This is a genomic window from Streptomyces sp. MJM8645, assembly GCF_001625365.1.
GTDB lineage: Bacteria > Actinomycetota > Actinomycetes > Streptomycetales > Streptomycetaceae > Kitasatospora.
This window is the reverse complement of record NZ_LJJF01000001.1, coordinates 2,514,692-2,532,500: the sequence shown is the minus strand read 5'-3', so window position 1 is coordinate 2,532,500 and position 17,809 is coordinate 2,514,692. Positions and strand designations below refer to the sequence as shown.

Genomic DNA, 17,809 nt, shown 5'->3' with positions numbered 1-17,809 from the left:
ACTGCGTGCCTTTTGAAGAATGAGCCTGCGAGTTTGCGGTGTGTAGCGAGGTTAACCCGTGTGGGGTAGCCGTAGCGAAAGCGAGTCCGAATAGGGCGGTTGAGTTGCATGCCCAAGACCCGAAGCGGAGTGATCTAGCCATGGGCAGGTTGAAGCGCGGGTAAGACCGTGTGGAGGACCGAACCCACCAGGGTTGAAAACCTGGGGGATGACCTGTGGTTAGGGGTGAAAGGCCAATCAAACTCCGTGATAGCTGGTTCTCCCCGAAATGCATTTAGGTGCAGCGTCACGTGTTTCTTGCCGGAGGTAGAGCACTGGATAGGCGATGGGCCTTACCGGGTTACTGACCTTAGCCAAACTCCGAATGCCGGTAAGTGAGAGCGTGGCAGTGAGACTGTGGGGGATAAGCTCCATGGTCGAGAGGGAAACAGCCCAGAACACCGACTAAGGTCCCTAAGCGTGTGCTAAGTGGGAAAGGATGTGGAGTCGCAGAGACAACCAGGAGGTTGGCTTAGAAGCAGCCACCCTTGAAAGAGTGCGTAATAGCTCACTGGTCAAGTGATTCCGCGCCGACAATGTAGCGGGGCTCAAGCACATCACCGAAGTCGTGTCATTGCAGCATATAGGGCCAACGCCTGCTGTGATGGGTAGGGGAGCGTCGTGTGCCGGGTGAAGCGGCGGTGGAAACCAGTCGTGGACGGTATACGAGTGAGAATGCAGGCATGAGTAGCGATACAAGAGTGGGAAACTCTTGCGCCGATTGACCAAGGGTTCCTGGGTCAAGCTGATCTGCCCAGGGTAAGTCGGGACCTAAGGCGAGGCCGACAGGCGTAGTCGATGGACAACGGGTTGATATTCCCGTACCCGCTTTGAAGCGCCAACGCTGAACCAGGTGATGCTAAGGCCGTGAAGCCGGCCCGGAGTCTTCGGACAAAGGGACGTGGTGGAGCCGCTGAACCAAGTCTGTAGTAGGTGAGCGATGGGGTGACGCAGGAAGGTAGTCCAGCCCGGGCGGTGGTTGTCCCGGGGTAAGGGTGTAGGCCGAGTGATAGGCAAATCCGTCACTCATTAAGGCTGAGACCTGATGCCGAGCCGATTGTGGTGAAGTGGATGATCCTATGCTGTCGAGAAAAGCCTCTAGCGAGTTTCATGGCGGCCCGTACCCCAAACCGACTCAGGTGGTCAGGTAGAGAATACCGAGGCGTTCGGGTGAACTATGGTTAAGGAACTCGGCAAAATGCCCCCGTAACTTCGGGAGAAGGGGGGCCATTCCTGGTGACGGCACTTGCTGTCAGAGCTGGGGGTGGCCGCAGAGACCAGCGAGAAGCGACTGTTTACTAAAAACACAGGTCCGTGCGAAGCCGTAAGGCGATGTATACGGACTGACGCCTGCCCGGTGCTGGAACGTTAAGGGGACCGGTTAGCTTGGATTCGTCCAGGCGAAGCTGAGAACTTAAGCGCCAGTAAACGGCGGTGGTAACTATAACCATCCTAAGGTAGCGAAATTCCTTGTCGGGTAAGTTCCGACCTGCACGAATGGCGTAACGACTTCTCGACTGTCTCAACCATAGGCCCGGTGAAATTGCATTACGAGTAAAGATGCTCGTTTCGCGCAGCAGGACGGAAAGACCCCGGGACCTTTACTATAGCTTGATATTGGTGTTCGGTTCGGCTTGTGTAGGATAGGTGGGAGACTTTGAAGCAGCAACGCCAGTTGTTGTGGAGTCGTCGTTGAAATACCACTCTGGTCGTGCTGGATGTCTAACCTGGGTCCGTGATCCGGATCAGGGACAGTGTCTGGTGGGTAGTTTAACTGGGGCGGTTGCCTCCTAAAGAGTAACGGAGGCGCCCAAAGGTTCCCTCAGCCTGGTTGGCAATCAGGTGTTGAGTGTAAGTGCACAAGGGAGCTTGACTGTGAGACTGACGGGTCGAGCAGGTACGAAAGTAGGGACTAGTGATCCGGCGGTGGCTTGTGGAAGCGCCGTCGCTCAACGGATAAAAGGTACCCCGGGGATAACAGGCTGATCTTCCCCAAGAGTCCATATCGACGGGATGGTTTGGCACCTCGATGTCGGCTCGTCGCATCCTGGGGCTGGAGTAGGTCCCAAGGGTTGGGCTGTTCGCCCATTAAAGCGGTACGCGAGCTGGGTTTAGAACGTCGTGAGACAGTTCGGTCCCTATCCGCTGTGCGCGTAGGAGTGTTGAGAAGGGCTGTCCCTAGTACGAGAGGACCGGGACGGACGAACCTCTGGTGTGCCAGTTGTCCTGCCAAGGGCATGGCTGGTTGGCTACGTTCGGGAGGGATAACCGCTGAAAGCATCTAAGCGGGAAGCCTGCTTCGAGATGAGCACTCCCACCTCCTTGAGAGGGTAAGGCTCCCAGTAGACGACTGGGTTGATAGGCCGGATATGGAAGCCCTGTGAGGGGTGGAGTTGACCGGTACTAATAGGCCGAGGGCTTGTCCTCAGTTGCTCGCGTCCACTGTGTTGTTCTGAAACAACGACCCCAACCCGTTTGGCTACGGGGTTGGTGCGGTTGACAGTTTCATAGTGTTTCGGTGGTCATAGCGTGAGGGAAACGCCCGGTTACATTCCGAACCCGGAAGCTAAGCCTTACAGCGCCGATGGTACTGCAGGGGGGACCCTGTGGGAGAGTAGGACGCCGCCGAACAATCATTCCAAAAAGACCCCCTCCCTTTCGGGAGGGGGTCTTTTTGCATTTCCCGGAGACAGGGCAGAAGGCTTTCAAGCCGGCCCGGCCGAGGGGGCGGGCGCCGTCAATATGTCGCTAAAACCGCATGATCAGTCCACTGATCAGCGGAAAATCGCCGCTCACGCCGTAGTCTCGAAGGGAAGGGGAACAGGTGTCCGGGGGTGGCCCCGGGGCAGAGCCGGATCAAGAATGGTGCTCATGGGACGAGGCAGGCTGCGCATCTACCTTGGGGCGGCCCCCGGGGTCGGCAAGACGTACGCCATGCTCGCCGAGGCGCACCGGCGACAGCAGCGTGGCACGGACGTCGTGGTGGCGTTCGTGGAGGATCACGGCCGGCGGCTCACCGCGGAGCTCGTCGACGGGCTGGAGGTCGTGCCGCGCCGGCAGCTGGTGCACCGGGAGGCCGCGTTCACCGAGATGGACGTGGACGCCGTCCTCGCCCGCCGCCCGCAGGTGGCGCTGGTGGACGAGCTGCCGCACACCAACATCCCCGGCTGCCGCAACGCCAAGCGCTGGCAGGACGTCGAGGAGCTGCTGGCAGCCGGGATCGACGTGATCTCCACCGTCAACATCCAGCACCTGGAGTCGCTCGGCGACGCCGTCGAGGGCATCACGGGGGTGCGCCAGCGCGAGACCGTGCCGGACGCGGTGGTGCGCCGGGCCGACCAGATCGAGCTGGTCGACATGTCGCCGCAGGCGCTGCGGCGGCGACTGGCGCACGGCAACGTGTACGCGCCGGAGAAGATAGACGCGGCCCTGGCCAACTACTTCCGTCCGGGCAACCTGACCGCGCTGCGCGAGCTGGCGCTGTTGTGGACCGCCGACCGGGTCGACGAGTACCTGCAGAAGTACCGGGCCGAGCAGGGCATCGAGGGCACCTGGCAGGCCCGGGAGCGGATCGTGGTGGGCCTGACCGGCGGCCCCGAGGGGGCGACGCTGATCCGGCGGGCGGCCCGCATCGCGGCCCGTGTCTCCGGCGGTGAACTCCTCGCCGTCCACATCTCCCGCTCGGACGGGCTCTCGGGCACCGGCTCCCCGCAGACGCTGATCGAGCAGCGGGCCCTGGTGGAGAGCCTCGGCGGCTCCTTCCACGCCGTCCTCGGCGACGACCCGGCCGCCGGGCTGCTGGACTTCGCCCGGGGCGTGAACGCGACCCAGATCGTGCTGGGCACCAGCCGCCGGCCGGCCTGGCAGTACCTCTACGGGCCTGGCGTCGGCACCACGGTGACCCGGGAGGCCGGCGACATCGACATCCACATGGTCACCCACGAGCACGCCGGGCACGGACGCGGGCGGGTGCCGGTGCGCCGGATCACCGACCTGGGCCGCTCCCGCACCATCGCGGGCTGGCTGATCGGGCTGGCGGGTCCGCCGGTGCTGGCGCTGGTGCTGACCGCGATCGGCGGGCTGGGCCTGTCCACCGACATGCTGCTGTTCCTGTCGCTGACGGTGTGCGCGGCGCTGGTCGGCGGGCTGCTGCCGGCGATCGGGTCGGCGCTGGTCGCCTCGTCGGTGCTGAACTACTACTTCACGCCGCCGATCCACACCTTCACGATCAACGAGCCGCAGAACATCATGGCGGTGGCGATATTCACCGTGGTCGGCATCTCGGTCGCCTCCGTGGTCGACCTGGCGGCCCGGCGCACCCACCAGGCGGCCCGCAGCCAGACGGAGGCGCAGACGCTCAGCGCGCTGGCCGGTACCGTGCTGCGCGGCGCGCCGAACGGGGACGGGGTGCTGACCGCGCTGATGGAGCAGGTCCGGGAGACCTTCGGACAGGAGAGCGCCGCGCTGCTGGAGCGTCCGGAGCCGCTCGGCGCCTGGGTGCCGGTCGCCACCGCCGGGCCGCGCCCGCCGGAGCGGCCGGAGGAGGCCGACGTGGACGTGCCGGTCGGCGACAGCCTGGCGCTGGTGCTGCGCGGCCGGGTGCTGCCGGGGGCGGACCGGCGCCTGCTCGGGGCGTTCGCCGCGCAGGCGGCCGTGGTGCTGGAGCGCCGCCGGCTGGCCCGGGAGGCCGCGGCGGCGCGCCGGGAGGCGGAGGGCAACCGGATCCGCACCGCCCTGCTGGCGGCGGTCTCGCACGACCTGCGCACCCCGCTGGCGGGGATCAAGGCGTCCGTCACCTCGTTGCGGGCGGCCGACGTCGAGTGGGCGCCGGAGGACGAGGCGGAGCTGCTGGCCGGCATCGAGGCCGGGGCCGACCGGCTCGACCACCTGATCAACAACCTGCTGGACATGAGCCGGTTGCAGACCGGCACCGTCACCCCGTTGATCCAGGAGACCGACCTGGACGAGGTGGTGCCGTTCGCCCTCGGCGGGGTGCCGCCCGAGTCGGTGCGCCTCGACGTCCCGGAGACGCTGCCGATGATCCGGGCCGACGGCGGCCTGCTGGAGCGTTCGCTGGCCAACCTGGTCGAGAACGCCGTCAAGTACAGCCCGGACGGCGTCAAGGTGCTGGTCAAGGCCGACGCGCTGCGTCAGCCGGGCGGTTCCGCGCGGGTCGAGCTGCGGATCGTGGACCGCGGCCCGGGTGTGCCCGAGGACGCCAAGGAACGGATCTTCGCGCCGTTCCAGCGCTACGGGGACGCGCCGCGCGGCGCCGGGGTGGGGCTCGGGCTCGCGGTGGCGCGCGGCTTCGTCGAGGCGATGGACGGTACCGTCACCGCCGAGGACACCCCTGGTGGCGGCCTCACCATGGTCGTCAGCCTGCCCGCGGCCGAGCGGCCGCCGGAACCGGGGGAGGCGACCGGTGACGGGCACGACCCGCTGTCGCGGCTGATCACGTGACAGCCGGTGGCCTGCCGCTCCGGCCTGTCGTTCCTCGCTCCCGCAATCCGTATGTTCAGCAAGTCCCACAGTCCGTAAGTCCGACAGCCCTGAAAGGCGGAGCCCGTAAATGACCCGGGTCCTCGTCGTGGACGACGAACCGCAGATCGTCCGCGCGCTGGTGATCAACCTCAAGGCCCGCAAGTACGAGGTCGACGCGGCCCATGACGGCGCGAGCGCCCTGGAACTGGCCGCCGCCCGCCATCCCGACGTCGTCGTCCTCGACCTGGGCCTGCCCGACATGGACGGCGTCGAGGTGATCCGCGGCCTGCGCGGCTGGACCCGGGTGCCGATCATCGTGCTGTCGGCCCGGCACGCCTCCGACGAGAAGGTCGAGGCCCTGGACGCCGGCGCCGACGACTACGTCACCAAGCCGTTCGGCATGGACGAGCTGCTCGCCCGGATGCGCGCCGCCGTGCGCCGCGCCGAGCCGGTCGCGGGCGAGGACGACTCGCTGGTCGTCACCGAGAGCTTCACCGTCGACCTCGCCGCCAAGAAGGTCAACCGGGACGGCGCCGACGTCCGCCTCACCCCGACCGAGTGGCACCTGCTGGAGGTGCTGGTCCGCAACGCCGGCCGGCTGGTCAGCCAGACCCAGCTGCTCCAGGAGGTGTGGGGCCCCGCCTACCGCACCGAGACCAACTACCTGCGGGTCTACCTCGCCCAACTGCGCCGCAAGCTGGAGCGCGACCCCTCGCACCCGCGCCACTTCATCACCGAACCGGGCATGGGCTACCGCTTCGAGAGCTGACCCCGGGGCGCCCCCGGTGGCCGTACGGCCTGCCGCCGGGGGCGCGGAAACCGGTACCCTTCCGACATGAGTGGTGACAACAGCAGCGACCAGCCGCAGGGGCGCTTCCGCCGCATGCTCAGCCGGCTGACCTCCTCGGCCGAGGAGCTGCAGGCCGAGGAGCTGCGCCAGGAGAGCGCGGCGGAGTCGGGCTGCACGCCGATCGCCGGCTGCGCGGACCGCGAGCTGGTCACCGTGGCGGGCACGCTGCGCACGGTGACGCTCCGCCCGCGGGCCGGGGTGCCGGCCCTGGAGGCCGAACTCTTCGACGGCACCGAGGCGCTGGACGTGGTCTGGCTCGGCCGCCGCTCGATCGCGGGCATAGAGCCGGGCCGCCGGCTCGTCGCCAGCGGCCGGATCAGCCACGCACGCGGGCGCCGCGTGCTGTTCAACCCCCGCTATGAGCTGCGTCCGGTCGGACACGGGAGCGAATGAGCGTGAGCAACCAGCCCGGCGGCGAGTCCGCCGCCCAGCTTGACCTGGCCGCGAACCACCACGCGCCGCCCGGCCCGCACGGACCCGGGGCCGCGGCCGACGCGGCCGTCCGCGAGGCCGTCGTCGCCAAGGAGGCCGCCGACAGCGCGGCCGAGGAGGCCGCCCGCAAGGCCGCCGCCTCCAAGGAAGCGGCCGACACCATTCTGCAGGCCTTCGGCGGCGTGCGCGGCATGATCGACATGACGCTGCCCGGCCTGGTCTTCATCGTCACCTTCAACATCACCCACCAGGTCAGCTCCGCCGCCTGGGCCGCGCTGGGCCTGTGCGCGGTGTTCGTGGTGACCAGGCTGGCCCGGCGGGAGACCGTCCAGCACGCCTTCAGCGGGGTGTTCGGCGTCGCCCTCGGCGCCTGGATCTCGATGAAGAGCGGCCGCGCCGAGGACTTCTACCTGCCCGGCCTGCTGTGGAACGTCGGCTACAGCATCGCGCTGGCGGTCTCCGCCCTGGTGCGCTGGCCGATGATCGGCGTGATGCTCGGCCCGGTCACCGGCGAGATGTTCACCTGGCGCAAGGAGAACCCGGGCCGGTTCGCCGCCTACACCAAGGCGACCTGGGCCTGGGTGGTGATCATGGGCCTCAAGCCGGTGATCCTCTTCCCGCTGTACTTCACCCACAACGTCAACCTGCTCGGCTGGCTCAAGGTCGCCCTCGGCATCCCGCCGATGCTGCTGGCGATGTACGTCACCTGGCAGATCCTGCTCAAGGCGCCGCCGCCGATCAAGGCGCAGTTCGACGACGACGAGGAGCCGGCCCGCTAGGCCCTGTCCGGCCGGAGCCCCGGCCCGCCGGCCCGCACGCGACGGGCGAGGGCCCGCACCCCTGGTGGGTGCGGGCCCTCGCCCGTGTCCGGTCCGCGCCTTCGGCCCTACTGGGCGCCGGAGGACGCCGACAGCAGGTCCTCCAGCTCCTCCTCGCGCTCCTGCGCGGCCACGAAGAGCAGCTCGTCGCCGCCCTCCAGGGTGTCGTCCTTGCCCGGCACCAGCACCCGGCCCTCGCGGATGATCGTCACCAGCGCGGTGTCCTGCGGCCAGGCCACGTCGCCCACCCGGGTGCCGACCAGCTCGGTGTCCGCGGCCAGGGTCAGCTCGACCAGGTTGGCGTTGCCCTGGCTGAAGCGCATCAGCCGGACCAGGTCGCCGACGCTGACCGCCTCCTCGACCAGGGCGGACATCAGACGCGGGGTGGACACGGCCACGTCCACGCCCCAGGACTCGTTGAAGAGCCACTCGTTCTTCGGGTTGTTCACCCGGGCGACCACCCGCGGCACCGCGTACTCGGTCTTGGCGAGCAGCGAGACGACCAGGTTCACCTTGTCGTCGCCGGTCGCGGCGATCACCACGTGGCAGCGCTGCAGCGCCGCCTCGTCCAGCGAGGTGATCTCGCAGGCGTCGGCCAGCAGCCACTCCGCCATGGGCACCCGCTCCACCGAGATGGAGTTGGGGTTCTTGTCTATCAGCAGGACCTCGTGCCCGTTCTCCAGCAGCTCGCCCGCGATCGAGCGACCCACGGCACCGGCCCCGGCAATGGCGACCCGCATCAGTGACCCTCCTCCTTCGGCCCCTGCGCGAACGCGGCCTCGACCGCCGTCAGGTCGCCCCGGCGCAGCATCACGTGCACCAGGTCGCCTTCCTGCACCACCATCTGGGGCGAGGGCAGCACGCCCTCGCCGAGCCGGGTGACGAACGCCACCCGGGCGCCGGAGGACTCCTCCAGCACGCCGATGCGGTGGCCGACCCAGCCCGGGGCGTAGGCGACCTCGGCCAGCTGGACGCCGCCGCTCGGGTCCTGCCACAGCGGCTCGGCGCCGCTCGGCAGCAGCCGGCGCAGCATCTGGTCGGCGGTCCACCGGACCGTCGCCACGGTCGGGATGCCCAGGCGCTGGTAGACCTCGGCGCGGCGGGGGTCGTAGATCCGGGCCGCGACGTTCTCCACGCCGAAGTTCTCCCGGGCCACCCGCGCGGCGATGATGTTGGAGTTGTCGCCGCTGGAGACCGCGGCGAACGCGCCGGCCTCCTCGATGCCCGCCTCGCGCAGGGTGTCCTGGTCGAAGCCGACGCCGGTCACCCGGCGCCCGTTGAACCCGGCGCCCAGCCGACGGAACGCGGTCGGGTCCTGGTCGACCACGGCCACCGAGTGGCCCTGTTTCTCCAGGGCTCTGGCGAGGGCCGAGCCCACGCGGCCGCAGCCCATGATGACGATGTGCACCGGCGCTACCTCACCCGTCCCGTAGGGTTCTTGACCTGCGCAAACACCGTTCATCTCCCTTTCCCGCCCGGCTTCCCTGGGCGAGCGTTCTCGTGGGGCGCCGACTCACAACCTGAGTGTTGCCCGCCGACTCGTATCCGACACGCTAGCCGGTCCATAGAACGCAGTCGCGACGAAGGGGGGGACAAACGGCGGAGCCCGGCCCGGGAAGCCCCTACGATTCCTTAACGTGCCTATGCCGACTGACCTACCGAAACGCATCCTGATCGGGCGCGCCCTGCGCAGCGACAAATTGGGCGAAACACTTCTGCCCAAGCGGATCGCGCTGCCCGTCTTCGCCTCGGACGCGCTCTCCTCGGTCGCGTACGCCCCCGAGGAAATCCTGCTGACGCTCTCCGTGGCGGGTGCCTCGGCGATCCACTTCTCCTGGCAGATCGGCGTCGTCGTCGCGATCGTGATGCTCGCGGTGGTCGCCTCCTACCGGCAGAACGTGCACGCCTACCCGAGCGGCGGCGGCGACTACGAGGTCGCGACCGTCAACCACGGGCCCAAGTCGGGACTCGTCGTCGCCAGCGCCCTGATGGTCGACTACGTGCTCACCGTGGCCGTCTCGACGACCTCGGGCGTCGCCAACGTCGTCTCCGCCGTCCCCGCGCTGCGCGGCCACGAACTGACCCTGTCGGTCATCGTCGTGGTGGTGCTGATGGGCATGAACCTGCGCGGCGTCCGCGAATCCGGCACCGCCTTCGCCGTCCCGACGTACGCGTTCATGATCGGCGTCATCGGCATGGTCGGCTACGGCTTCGTCCGGCACTTCCTGCTCGGCCAGGACATGCCCGCCGAGAGCTCCGGATTCCACCTCGCCGCCATCCCCGGCAACGAATCGCTGGCCGGGTTCGCCATGGTGTTCCTGCTGCTCAAGTCGTTCTCCTCCGGCTGTGCCGCGCTCACCGGCGTGGAGGCCATCTCCAACGGCGTGCCGGCCTTCCGCAAGCCCAAGAGCAAGAACGCCGCCACCACCCTGCTGATGATGGCCAGCATCGCCGTGGTGATGTTCATGGGCATCATCTGGCTGGCCCGCCTCACCGGCGTGCAGATGGCCGAGAACCCGGCCGAGCAGCTCGTCGGCTCCTCGCCCGGCTACCACCAGAAGACCGCGCTCGCCCAGATCAGCGAAGCCGTCTTCAACAACTTCACGCCCGGCTTCTACTTCGTCGCCGCCGTCACCGGCCTGATCCTGGTGCTCGCCGCGAACACCGCCTTCAACGGCTTCCCGGTGCTCGGCTCGATCCTCGCCCAGGACCGCTACCTGCCGCGCCAGCTGCACACCCGCGGCGACCGGCTGGCCTTCTCCAACGGCATCATCCTGCTGGCGATCGCCGCGATCCTGTTCGTCATCGCCTTCGACGCGGACCCCAACCGGCTGATCCAGCTCTACATCGTCGGCGTCTTCGTCTCCTTCAACATGAGCCAGTCCGGCATGATCCGGCACTGGACCCGGCTGCTGCGCACCGAGACCGACCCGGCCAAGCGCCGCCACATGCAGCGCAGCCGGGCGATCAACACCTTCGGCCTGGTGATGACCATGGCCGTGCTGATCGTCGTCCTGGTCACCAAGATCAGCCACGCCTGGATCGCGATCGCCGCGATGGTCGTGCTCTTCGTGATGATGAAGGGCATCCGCCGCCACTACGACCGGGTCTCCGAGGAGCTCACCGCCGCCGAGGAGCCGGACGACGTGGTGCTGCCCACCCGGGTGCACGCCATCGTGCTGGTCTCCAAGCTGCACAAGCCCGCGCTGCGCGCCCTCGCCTACGCCAGGCTTGCCCGCGCCCACACCCTGGAGGCCGTCACCGTCAACGTCGACCCGGCCGACACGGCGGCGCTGCGCCGGGAATGGGACGAGCGCGGCATCGAGGTGCCGCTCAAGGTGCTGGACTCGCCGTTCCGCGAGATCACCGGGCCCGTCCTCGACTACGTGAAGAACCTGCGCCGCAGCAGCCCGCGTGAGGTGGTGTCGGTCTACATCCCCGAGTACGTGGTCGGCCACTGGTACGAGCACCTGCTGCACAACCAGAGCGCGCTGCGGCTCAAGGGACGGCTGCTGTTCAAGCCCGGGGTGATGGTCACCTCGGTGCCGTGGCAGCTGGAGTCCTCCGAGCGGCGCAAGCCGCAGAAGGCCTGGTCGGCGCCGGGTGCCGTCCGGCGTGGCGAGCCTCGGGCGCCGAAGGCCGTAAAGTCGAAGGTCCCCGTTATGCCAGACGCCACCGCTGACAGCAGCAAGGACTCCGCCCAGTGACCCGCAACACCCCGTCCCGCTCCTCCGGCTCCTCGGGCAAGGGCGCCCGCAAGGGCGCCGCCACCCCCGGCAAGGTCGCCCGGCCGCGCTGGGGCAAGCCCGTGCGCCCGGCCGCCACCGACCGCGACGGCTTCACCGCGCAGACCGCGCCGCTCGCGCCGGGCGAGCCCGCTCCCGCGCGTCCGGCGGAAGCCGACACGGGGAAGCCGAAGGCCGACCGTACGCAGAAGACCGACCGTGCGCAGAAGGCCGAGCGCACGCAGAAGGGCGAGCGCTCCAAGGACGGCGCGCCGAAGGGCGACCGCGCGCAGGGATCCCGCGCGCAGGCGTCCCGCACGCCGGGGGAGCGGCCGCGCAAGCAGGCGGTGCGGCCGCCGAAGGCGCTGCGCACCGCGCCGCGGGCCGCGCGGCCCGAGACGCCGACCGGCGATCCGCTGGCCGGCCAGCGCTACGAGGTCGAGGTCGGCCCGGTCGCGCACGGCGGCGGGCACTGCGTGGCCCGGCACGAGGGCCGGGTGCTGTTCGTCCGGCACGCGCTGCCCGGCGAGAAGGTGGTCGCACTGGTCACCGAGGGCACCTCCACCTCCCGGTTCCTGCGGGCCGACGCGGTCGAGATCCTGGAGCCCGCCAAGGAGCGGATCGCGCCGCCGTGCCCGTTCTCCGGGCCCGGCAAGTGCGGCGGCTGCGACTGGCAGCACGTCACCCCGGGCGGGCAGCGCAAGCTCAAGGGGCAGGTGCTGACCGAGCAGCTGGCCAAGCTGGCCGGGCTCACCCCGGCCGAGGCGGGCTGGGACGGCAGCGTCGAGCCGGTCGGCGGCAAGCTGCCGGCCGGGCAGGTGCCGACCTGGCGCACCCGCGTGCAGTACGCCGTGGACCAGGAGACCGGGAAGGTCGGCCTGCGCAAGCACCGCTCGCACGACGTGCAGCCGGTGGACCGCTGCCTGATCGCCGCCGAGGGCGTCACCGAACTCGGCATCGAGGCCCGCGACTGGCCGGGCATCGCCTCGGTCGAGGTGATCGCCGCGAGCGGCTCCTCGGACCGCCAGGTGGTGCTCACCCCGCGTCCCGGCGCCCAGCTGCCGCTGGTCGAGCTGGACAAGCCGGTGTCGATCGCCCGGGTGGACGACCAGGGCGACATCCACCGCGTGCACGGCCGCAGCTTCGTGCGCGAGCGGGCGACCGGGCGGACCTGGCGGGTCAGCAACGGCGGCTTCTGGCAGATCCACCCCGAGGCGCCGGACACCCTGGTCGACGCCGTCCTGGACGGCCTGGACCCGCAGTGGGGCGAGAACGCGCTCGACCTGTACTGCGGCGTCGGCCTGTTCGCGGGCGCGCTGGCCGACCGGGTCGGCGAGGAGGGCGCGGTGCTCGGCATCGAGTCCTCCAAGCAGGCCGTGGCCGACGCCCGGCACAACCTGGCCGCGCTGGACAACGTGCGGATCGAGTGCGACCGCGTCGAGACGCTGCTGCCGCGCACCGGCATCACCGCCACCGACCTGATCGTCCTGGACCCGCCGCGCTCGGGCGCCGGGCGCGAGACCGTCGCGCACCTGGTCGGCCTGGAGGCGCGCCGGATCGCGTACGTCGCCTGCGACCCGGCGGCGCTCGCCCGGGACCTGGCGTTCTTCCGCGAGGGCGGCTACCGGCCGGTCTCGCTGCGGGCCTTCGACCTGTTCCCGATGACGCACCACTTCGAGTGCGTGACGATCCTGGAGCCGATCGGGAAGTGACCCGGCGGCCCTCCGGGGTGCTGACTGACGGGCTCTGACCGCGTTCGAGGCGGTTCGGGGCGGTCAGAGGCAGTCCGGGGGAGTTCGGGGGAGTTCGTCGGAGGAGACGGCAGAGGAGGCGGCACCCGTTCACGCGGGTGCCGCCTCCTCGCCGTTCCGGTGCGGGACGGTCAGGGCCGGTTGTGCTCCTCCTCGTCGGCGCTGTGCGGAAGGTCGATCCCGTGCTGGGCGGCGAGCCGGAGCAGTCCGGCGATCCGGCCCTCGTACGCCTGGACGCCGTCGGCGTCCCCTTCGGCCCGGGCCGCTGCGAGGTCCCGGCGGGCCTGGGCGAGCTGCTCGCGCAGCTCCTGGTCGAACATGGCTGTCATTGCCGGCCTCCAGACCGGTCGGTGCCGCTCCGCGGAACGCTCAGGAGAGTTCAGAGTCTCGGAAGGTGAAGAACTCTTCAAGTCTCGCTCGCCCCGGCGGGGCGGCGTCGGGCGGGGTGGCGGGTGCGGGCCGGGCGGTCGCCGGGGTGCGGGTCAGGGAGTGGTCAGGGGGACGCAATGCGCCGGTAAAGGCCGCTGCCGGCGCCGCCGTTCGGCTCCCGGAGGGGGCTTGACGAGGTGATTCGCGCGGGGCGAAGGTGAGCGGCCGACATGTCATGTGTGCTGTTGCACAGCCACCGCCGGGGCCGCACCCTCCCGCCCGGAGCGGTCGGCCGGGAGGGTGCGGCCCTTGCGTGAGGGGGAGGGTCATGGAGCTGGAACTGCGGCACCTTCGCGTGCTGTGCGCCATCGCCGACACCGGGAGCGTCGGCAGGGCCGCCGTCCTGCTCGGCGCCTCGCAGCCCGCGACCAGTACGCAACTGCGCCGGATTGAACGCCACCTGGGCGCGCCGCTGTTCGAGCGCACGGCCGTGGGCGTCGCGCCGACCTGCTTCGGCGTCGAGGTGGTGGCCGCCGCGCGCGACCTCCTCACCCGCGCCGACTGCCTCGGCCGCCGCCCGGCGGCCCCCGGCGAGCCGGCCCGCCAGGAGCTGCGCCTGGCCGCGACCATCTCGCCGATCCTGCCCGGACTGGTCACCAGGGCCCGGCACCAGCGGCCCGACCAGCGCTTCACGGTGACCTCCGTCTACCGCTCGTCGGACATCGTCGACCTGCTGGAGCAGGGCGACGCGGAGGCCGCCGTGGCCGTCGACTACCCGGGCCGGGAACTGCGCCACTCGCCGGCCGTCGCGCACCGCGGCATCGTCACCGAGCCCGCCTTCGTCGCACTCCCGGCGGGCCACCGGCTCCGGCACCGCACCGAGATCGCCCTGGTGGACCTGGCCGAGGAGGACTGGTTCCTCACCCCCGACGACGGGGCCGGCTGGCACGGCGTGTTCTACGGCGCCTGCGCCGCGGCGGGCTTCACCCCGGCGACCGTCCACGAGTTCCTCGGCGGCCGGCTGGAGCTGCAGGAGATGATCTCCGCCGGGCTCGGGATCTCCGTCGTCCAGGCGACCACCAGGCCGCTGGCCGAAGTGGTGGTCAAGCCGCTCGCCGGGACGCCGATCTGGGTCCGCCACCTGCTGGCCTGGCGGGCCGCCGGGGTGAGCGGCGAGGTGGTGGAGACGCTGTTCGGCGCGGCGGCCGCGGCCTACCGGGACCTGATCGCCAGTTCGCCGACCTTCCAGGCCTGGGCGGCGCGGACGTACCGCCCGGTCCGGCCGTAGGGAGGCCGGGTCGGGCGGTGGGACGGTCGGGTCGGGCGGTGGGGAGGCCGGGTCGGGCCGTGGTGCGAGGCGGGGCGGGCAGTCGGTCCCGGTGGGGCGGTGTTATGCCGGACGCGGTAGATGTCATATGACCTGTGACATTGTTCTGGCGGGTCGCCCGATGGCAGGATCACGTCGACTTCCCCCATGCCTCGGCAGTCGTCCAGTCGCCTCCCCCACAGGAGAAGGACCCCGCAGTGCGCCTTCGCATACCCCTCCCCACGCTCATGGCCGGCGTCGTCGCCGGCTGTGCCACCGCCGCCACCCTGCTGCCGGTCCCCGCGCTCGCCGCGTCCGGACCGGCCGCCCAGCCGCCGGCCGGCGCCCGGTCGTCCGCCGCCGCCCCGGCGACGGCCGACGCCGCGTCGGCCGTCCCGAAGCCGCTGGGGGCCTTCCTCGCGGCCGATCCCTCCGAGGCCGCCGCCCCCGCCGCCAAGCCGCTGCCGCCGGCGCTGCTGGGCCAGGTCGTGATGGGCCAGCCGGCCGGCACCGCCGTGCAGACCGCGCCCCGTCCGGCCCAGCCGCACGCGCCCGCGGCCAAGCCGGGCAACTCCGCGGCCCAGCCGGGCAGTTCCGCCCGCGCCGCTGCCGGCTCGGCCGGTGCCGTCGCTGGTACGGCCCGCGCCGCCGCTGGTACGGCCGGTGCCGCCGCGCCGAGTTGCACCCCCGCCGACTTCGGCGGGCGCAGCGGTGCCGACCTGGTCTCCTTCCTCGAAGGCTCGACCACGGACTGCGTGAACACGCTGTTCAACGTCACCGGCACCGACGCGGGCAGGATCTTCAAGGAATCCCAGATGCTCACCGTCGCCAACGCCTACCAGGGCCTGGCGGCGAACTACACCGGGGACAACTCCACCGGCATCCTGCAGCTCGTGCTCTTCCTGCGGGCCGGGTACTACGTCCAGTCCAACAACGCGGACGCGGTCGGCCCCTACGACGCGGCGCTCACCAGTGCCTCCAAGGCCGGGCTCGACGCCTTCTTCGCGGGCCGGCACTGGACCGACGTCACCGACAACAACGGCACTGTGCTCAACGAGGTGCTGGTCCTGACCGACAGCGCCAACGTGCAGGGCAGCTACCTGGGTGTCTACAAGCAGGTGCTGACCAGCTACAACAACTCGTACAACGCCTTCCCGAAGATGCTCAAGGCGGTCAACGCCGTGCTGTCCGCGCCGCTGTGGCGGGGCAACTGGAACAGCGACTTCGTCAGCGCGGTCGGCGCCGACCCGAGCATCGGCACCGTCCTGGGCGACTTCGCGCTCAACCACAAGGACCTGCTCGGCACCGCCAACGCCTACCTCGACGTCAACGCCGGCAACGACCTCGGCCGGATGGCCGGCGACGGCCCCGTCGTCGAGGCCGCGGTCAAGGGGAAGGTCAAGGCGGTGCTCGACGGCGCCCAGATCACCGGCGTCACCGGCCCGTTGTACGTCCACACCGCCTACCAGGCCAACGCCTTCGACCCCGGCCAGTGCTCGTACTACGGCACCTGCGACCTGCCGGCGAAGCTGACCGCGGCGGTGCTGCCGAACCAGCTGGTCTGCGACAACCGCACCATCCTGACCGAGTCGCTGTCGCCCGCCGACCTGGCCGCCGTCTGCACCAGCCTGCGCGGCGAGGACACCTTCTTCCACAACCTGGTGAAGGACAACGGCCCGGTCAACCCGTACGGCAAGAACATGACCCTCGCGGTCTTCGCCAACCAGGCCGACTACCTGAACTACTCCTGGGCGATCTTCGGGAACTCCACCGACAACGGCGGCCAGACCGTCATGGACCCGACCGACCCCAACAACCGCGCCGTGTGCGTGATGTACCAGAAGTCGTGGAACGACGGCTTCACCGCCAACGTGTGGAACCTCAACCACGAGTACACGCACTACCTCGACGGCATCTACGACATGAAGGGCAACTTCTCCACCGAGATCTCCGTGCCCGACATCTGGTGGATCGAGGGCGTCGCCGAGTACGAGTCCTACGCCTACCGCGGCACCACCGACACCCAGGCGATGGCCGAGGCCGCCAAGCACACCTACAAGCTCAGCACCGTCTTCCAGAACACGTACGGCAACTCGGACTCGGTGCGCACCTACCCGTGGGGCTACCTCGCCGTCCGGTACATGTTCGAGAAGCACCCGGCCGACGTCTACGCCATGCTCGGCCACTTCCGCACCGGTGACTACCAGGGCGGCTACGCGGTCTACAACGGCATCGGCACCGGCTACGACGCCGACTTCGACGCCTGGCTCGACGGCTGCGCCGCCGGCGCCTGCTACGCGGCCGGCCCGACCGCGCTGTTCGGCCAGGCCGTCAACGGCGCCACCGTCACGCTGACCGACAAGTCCGTCCAGACCGGCCCCGGCCAGATCACCGCCTGGCACTGGACCTTCGGCGACGGGACCTCCTCCGACCAGCGGAACCCGAGCCACGGCTACGCCGCCGCGGGCACGTACACCGTCGCCCTGACCGTCACCGACGCCACCGGCAGGACCGCCAGCACCCCGGCCTCGGTCACCGTCACCACCGGCACCGGCGGCGGCACCACCCTGCCGACCTGCACCGACCCGCGCACCGACGCGCTCGGCCAGAACTGCTCCCGGTCCAACCTCACCGCCACCGCCGGCGGCCTCGACTACCTGTACGTCTACCTGCCGGCCGGCGTCAGCACCCTGAAGATCAGCACCTCCGGCGGCACCGGCACCGCGTACCTGTACTACAACGCGGACACCTGGGCCTCGCCGAACGCCTTCACCGCCTCCTCCACCAACGCCGGCAGCACGCAGAGCATCACCGTCACCAACCCGACGGCCGGCTACCGCTACATCAGCCTCTACGCCAACACCGACTTCAGCGGGGTGACGGTCAGCACCCAGTTCTGATCCGGACCCGCGTTCGCTCCCGGGCGGCCACGCCCGCGGCACCCTGCCGCGGGCGTGGCCGCCTGGCGTCCGTGCGGGGAACGTCCGTGGGGGGGCACGTCTGTGGGGGTGGGCGCTCCGTCCGGTGTGCGTGCGCCC

General features: G+C 70.0%; 11 protein-coding genes and 2 rRNA genes (1 of these 13 only partly in view). 10 read left to right on the top strand and 3 right to left on the bottom strand.

All coding sequences use genetic code 11. From position 1 onward, the window contains the following. The 6 genes from A6F73_RS10810 to A6F73_RS10785 form a co-directional block, all read left to right on the top strand. A 23S ribosomal RNA gene (locus tag A6F73_RS10810) occupies nucleotides 1-2,466 on the top strand (it extends 655 nt beyond the left edge of the window). Between the two features lie 87 nt (nucleotides 2,467-2,553). Further along, a 5S ribosomal RNA gene (gene rrf / locus A6F73_RS10805) occupies nucleotides 2,554-2,670 on the top strand. Between the two features lie 240 nt (nucleotides 2,671-2,910). Next, complete coding sequence (locus tag A6F73_RS10800; RefSeq protein WP_063351105.1) at nucleotides 2,911-5,499, top strand: sensor histidine kinase KdpD; 2,589 nt, start codon at nucleotides 2,911-2,913, stop codon at nucleotides 5,497-5,499. Between the two features lie 109 nt (nucleotides 5,500-5,608). Continuing rightward, a complete protein-coding gene (locus tag A6F73_RS10795) occupies nucleotides 5,609-6,289 on the top strand; it encodes a response regulator (RefSeq protein ID WP_063347600.1) in 681 nt (226 codons plus the stop codon). A 66-nt stretch (nucleotides 6,290-6,355) separates the two neighbouring features. Next, nucleotides 6,356-6,763 (top strand): OB-fold nucleic acid binding domain-containing protein, encoded by a 408-nt coding sequence (locus A6F73_RS10790; protein ID WP_063347599.1) that lies wholly within the window; start codon nucleotides 6,356-6,358, stop codon nucleotides 6,761-6,763. Nucleotides 6,764-6,765: 2 nt separating this feature from the next. Beyond that, nucleotides 6,766-7,581, top strand: coding sequence for a DUF3159 domain-containing protein (locus A6F73_RS10785; RefSeq protein ID WP_244293354.1), 816 nt, complete (start codon nucleotides 6,766-6,768; stop codon nucleotides 7,579-7,581). Nucleotides 7,582-7,688: 107 nt separating this feature from the next. On the opposite strand, the gene A6F73_RS10780 is transcribed toward A6F73_RS10785, so the two are convergent. Beyond that, nucleotides 7,689-8,360, bottom strand: a complete 672-nt coding sequence (locus tag A6F73_RS10780; protein WP_063347598.1) for a TrkA family potassium uptake protein — start codon at nucleotides 8,358-8,360, stop codon at nucleotides 7,689-7,691. Next, nucleotides 8,360-9,028 (bottom strand): TrkA family potassium uptake protein, encoded by a 669-nt coding sequence (locus A6F73_RS10775; protein ID WP_063347597.1) that lies wholly within the window; start codon nucleotides 9,026-9,028, stop codon nucleotides 8,360-8,362. The genes A6F73_RS10780 and A6F73_RS10775 overlap by 1 nt, the downstream gene beginning before the upstream one ends. Before the next feature lie 229 nt (nucleotides 9,029-9,257). On the opposite strand from A6F73_RS10775, the gene A6F73_RS10770 reads away from it, so the two are divergent. Both A6F73_RS10770 and A6F73_RS10765 read left to right on the top strand, forming a co-directional pair. After that, nucleotides 9,258-11,327 carry an APC family permease gene (locus tag A6F73_RS10770; protein WP_107452862.1) on the top strand — a complete coding sequence of 690 codons (2,070 nt, stop codon included), beginning with the start codon at nucleotides 9,258-9,260 and terminating at the stop codon, nucleotides 11,325-11,327. A gap of 383 nt (nucleotides 11,328-11,710) precedes the next feature. After that, a complete protein-coding gene (locus tag A6F73_RS10765; RefSeq protein WP_063351104.1) occupies nucleotides 11,711-13,057 on the top strand; it encodes a class I SAM-dependent RNA methyltransferase in 1,347 nt (448 codons plus the stop codon). A 170-nt stretch (nucleotides 13,058-13,227) separates the two neighbouring features. On the opposite strand, the gene A6F73_RS10760 is transcribed toward A6F73_RS10765, so the two are convergent. Next, nucleotides 13,228-13,425: a hypothetical protein gene (locus tag A6F73_RS10760; protein WP_159398428.1), complete on the bottom strand. Its 198-nt coding sequence runs from the start codon at nucleotides 13,423-13,425 to the stop codon at nucleotides 13,228-13,230. A 368-nt stretch (nucleotides 13,426-13,793) separates the two neighbouring features. Here A6F73_RS10760 and A6F73_RS10755 point away from each other — a divergent pair, with 368 nt between their 5' ends. Both A6F73_RS10755 and A6F73_RS10750 read left to right on the top strand, forming a co-directional pair. After that, complete coding sequence (locus A6F73_RS10755; RefSeq protein ID WP_063347594.1) at nucleotides 13,794-14,753, top strand: LysR family transcriptional regulator; 960 nt, start codon at nucleotides 13,794-13,796, stop codon at nucleotides 14,751-14,753. A gap of 236 nt (nucleotides 14,754-14,989) precedes the next feature. Further along, nucleotides 14,990-17,671 (top strand): collagenase, encoded by a 2,682-nt coding sequence (locus A6F73_RS10750; RefSeq protein ID WP_063347593.1) that lies wholly within the window; start codon nucleotides 14,990-14,992, stop codon nucleotides 17,669-17,671. Nucleotides 17,672-17,809 lie beyond the last annotated feature (138 nt).

Coding starts and splice junctions, on each gene's coding strand:
- A6F73_RS10795 (WP_063347600.1), top strand. CDS start 5,609: ATGACCCGGGTCCTCGTCGTGGACGACGAACCGCAGATCGTCCGCGCG.
- A6F73_RS10780 (WP_063347598.1), bottom strand. CDS start 8,360: ATGCGGGTCGCCATTGCCGGGGCCGGTGCCGTGGGTCGCTCGATCGCG.
- A6F73_RS10760 (WP_159398428.1), bottom strand. CDS start 13,425: ATGACAGCCATGTTCGACCAGGAGCTGCGCGAGCAGCTCGCCCAGGCC.
- A6F73_RS10800 (WP_063351105.1), top strand. CDS start 2,911: ATGGGACGAGGCAGGCTGCGCATCTACCTTGGGGCGGCCCCCGGGGTC.
- A6F73_RS10755 (WP_063347594.1), top strand. CDS start 13,794: ATGGAGCTGGAACTGCGGCACCTTCGCGTGCTGTGCGCCATCGCCGAC.
- A6F73_RS10790 (WP_063347599.1), top strand. CDS start 6,356: ATGAGTGGTGACAACAGCAGCGACCAGCCGCAGGGGCGCTTCCGCCGC.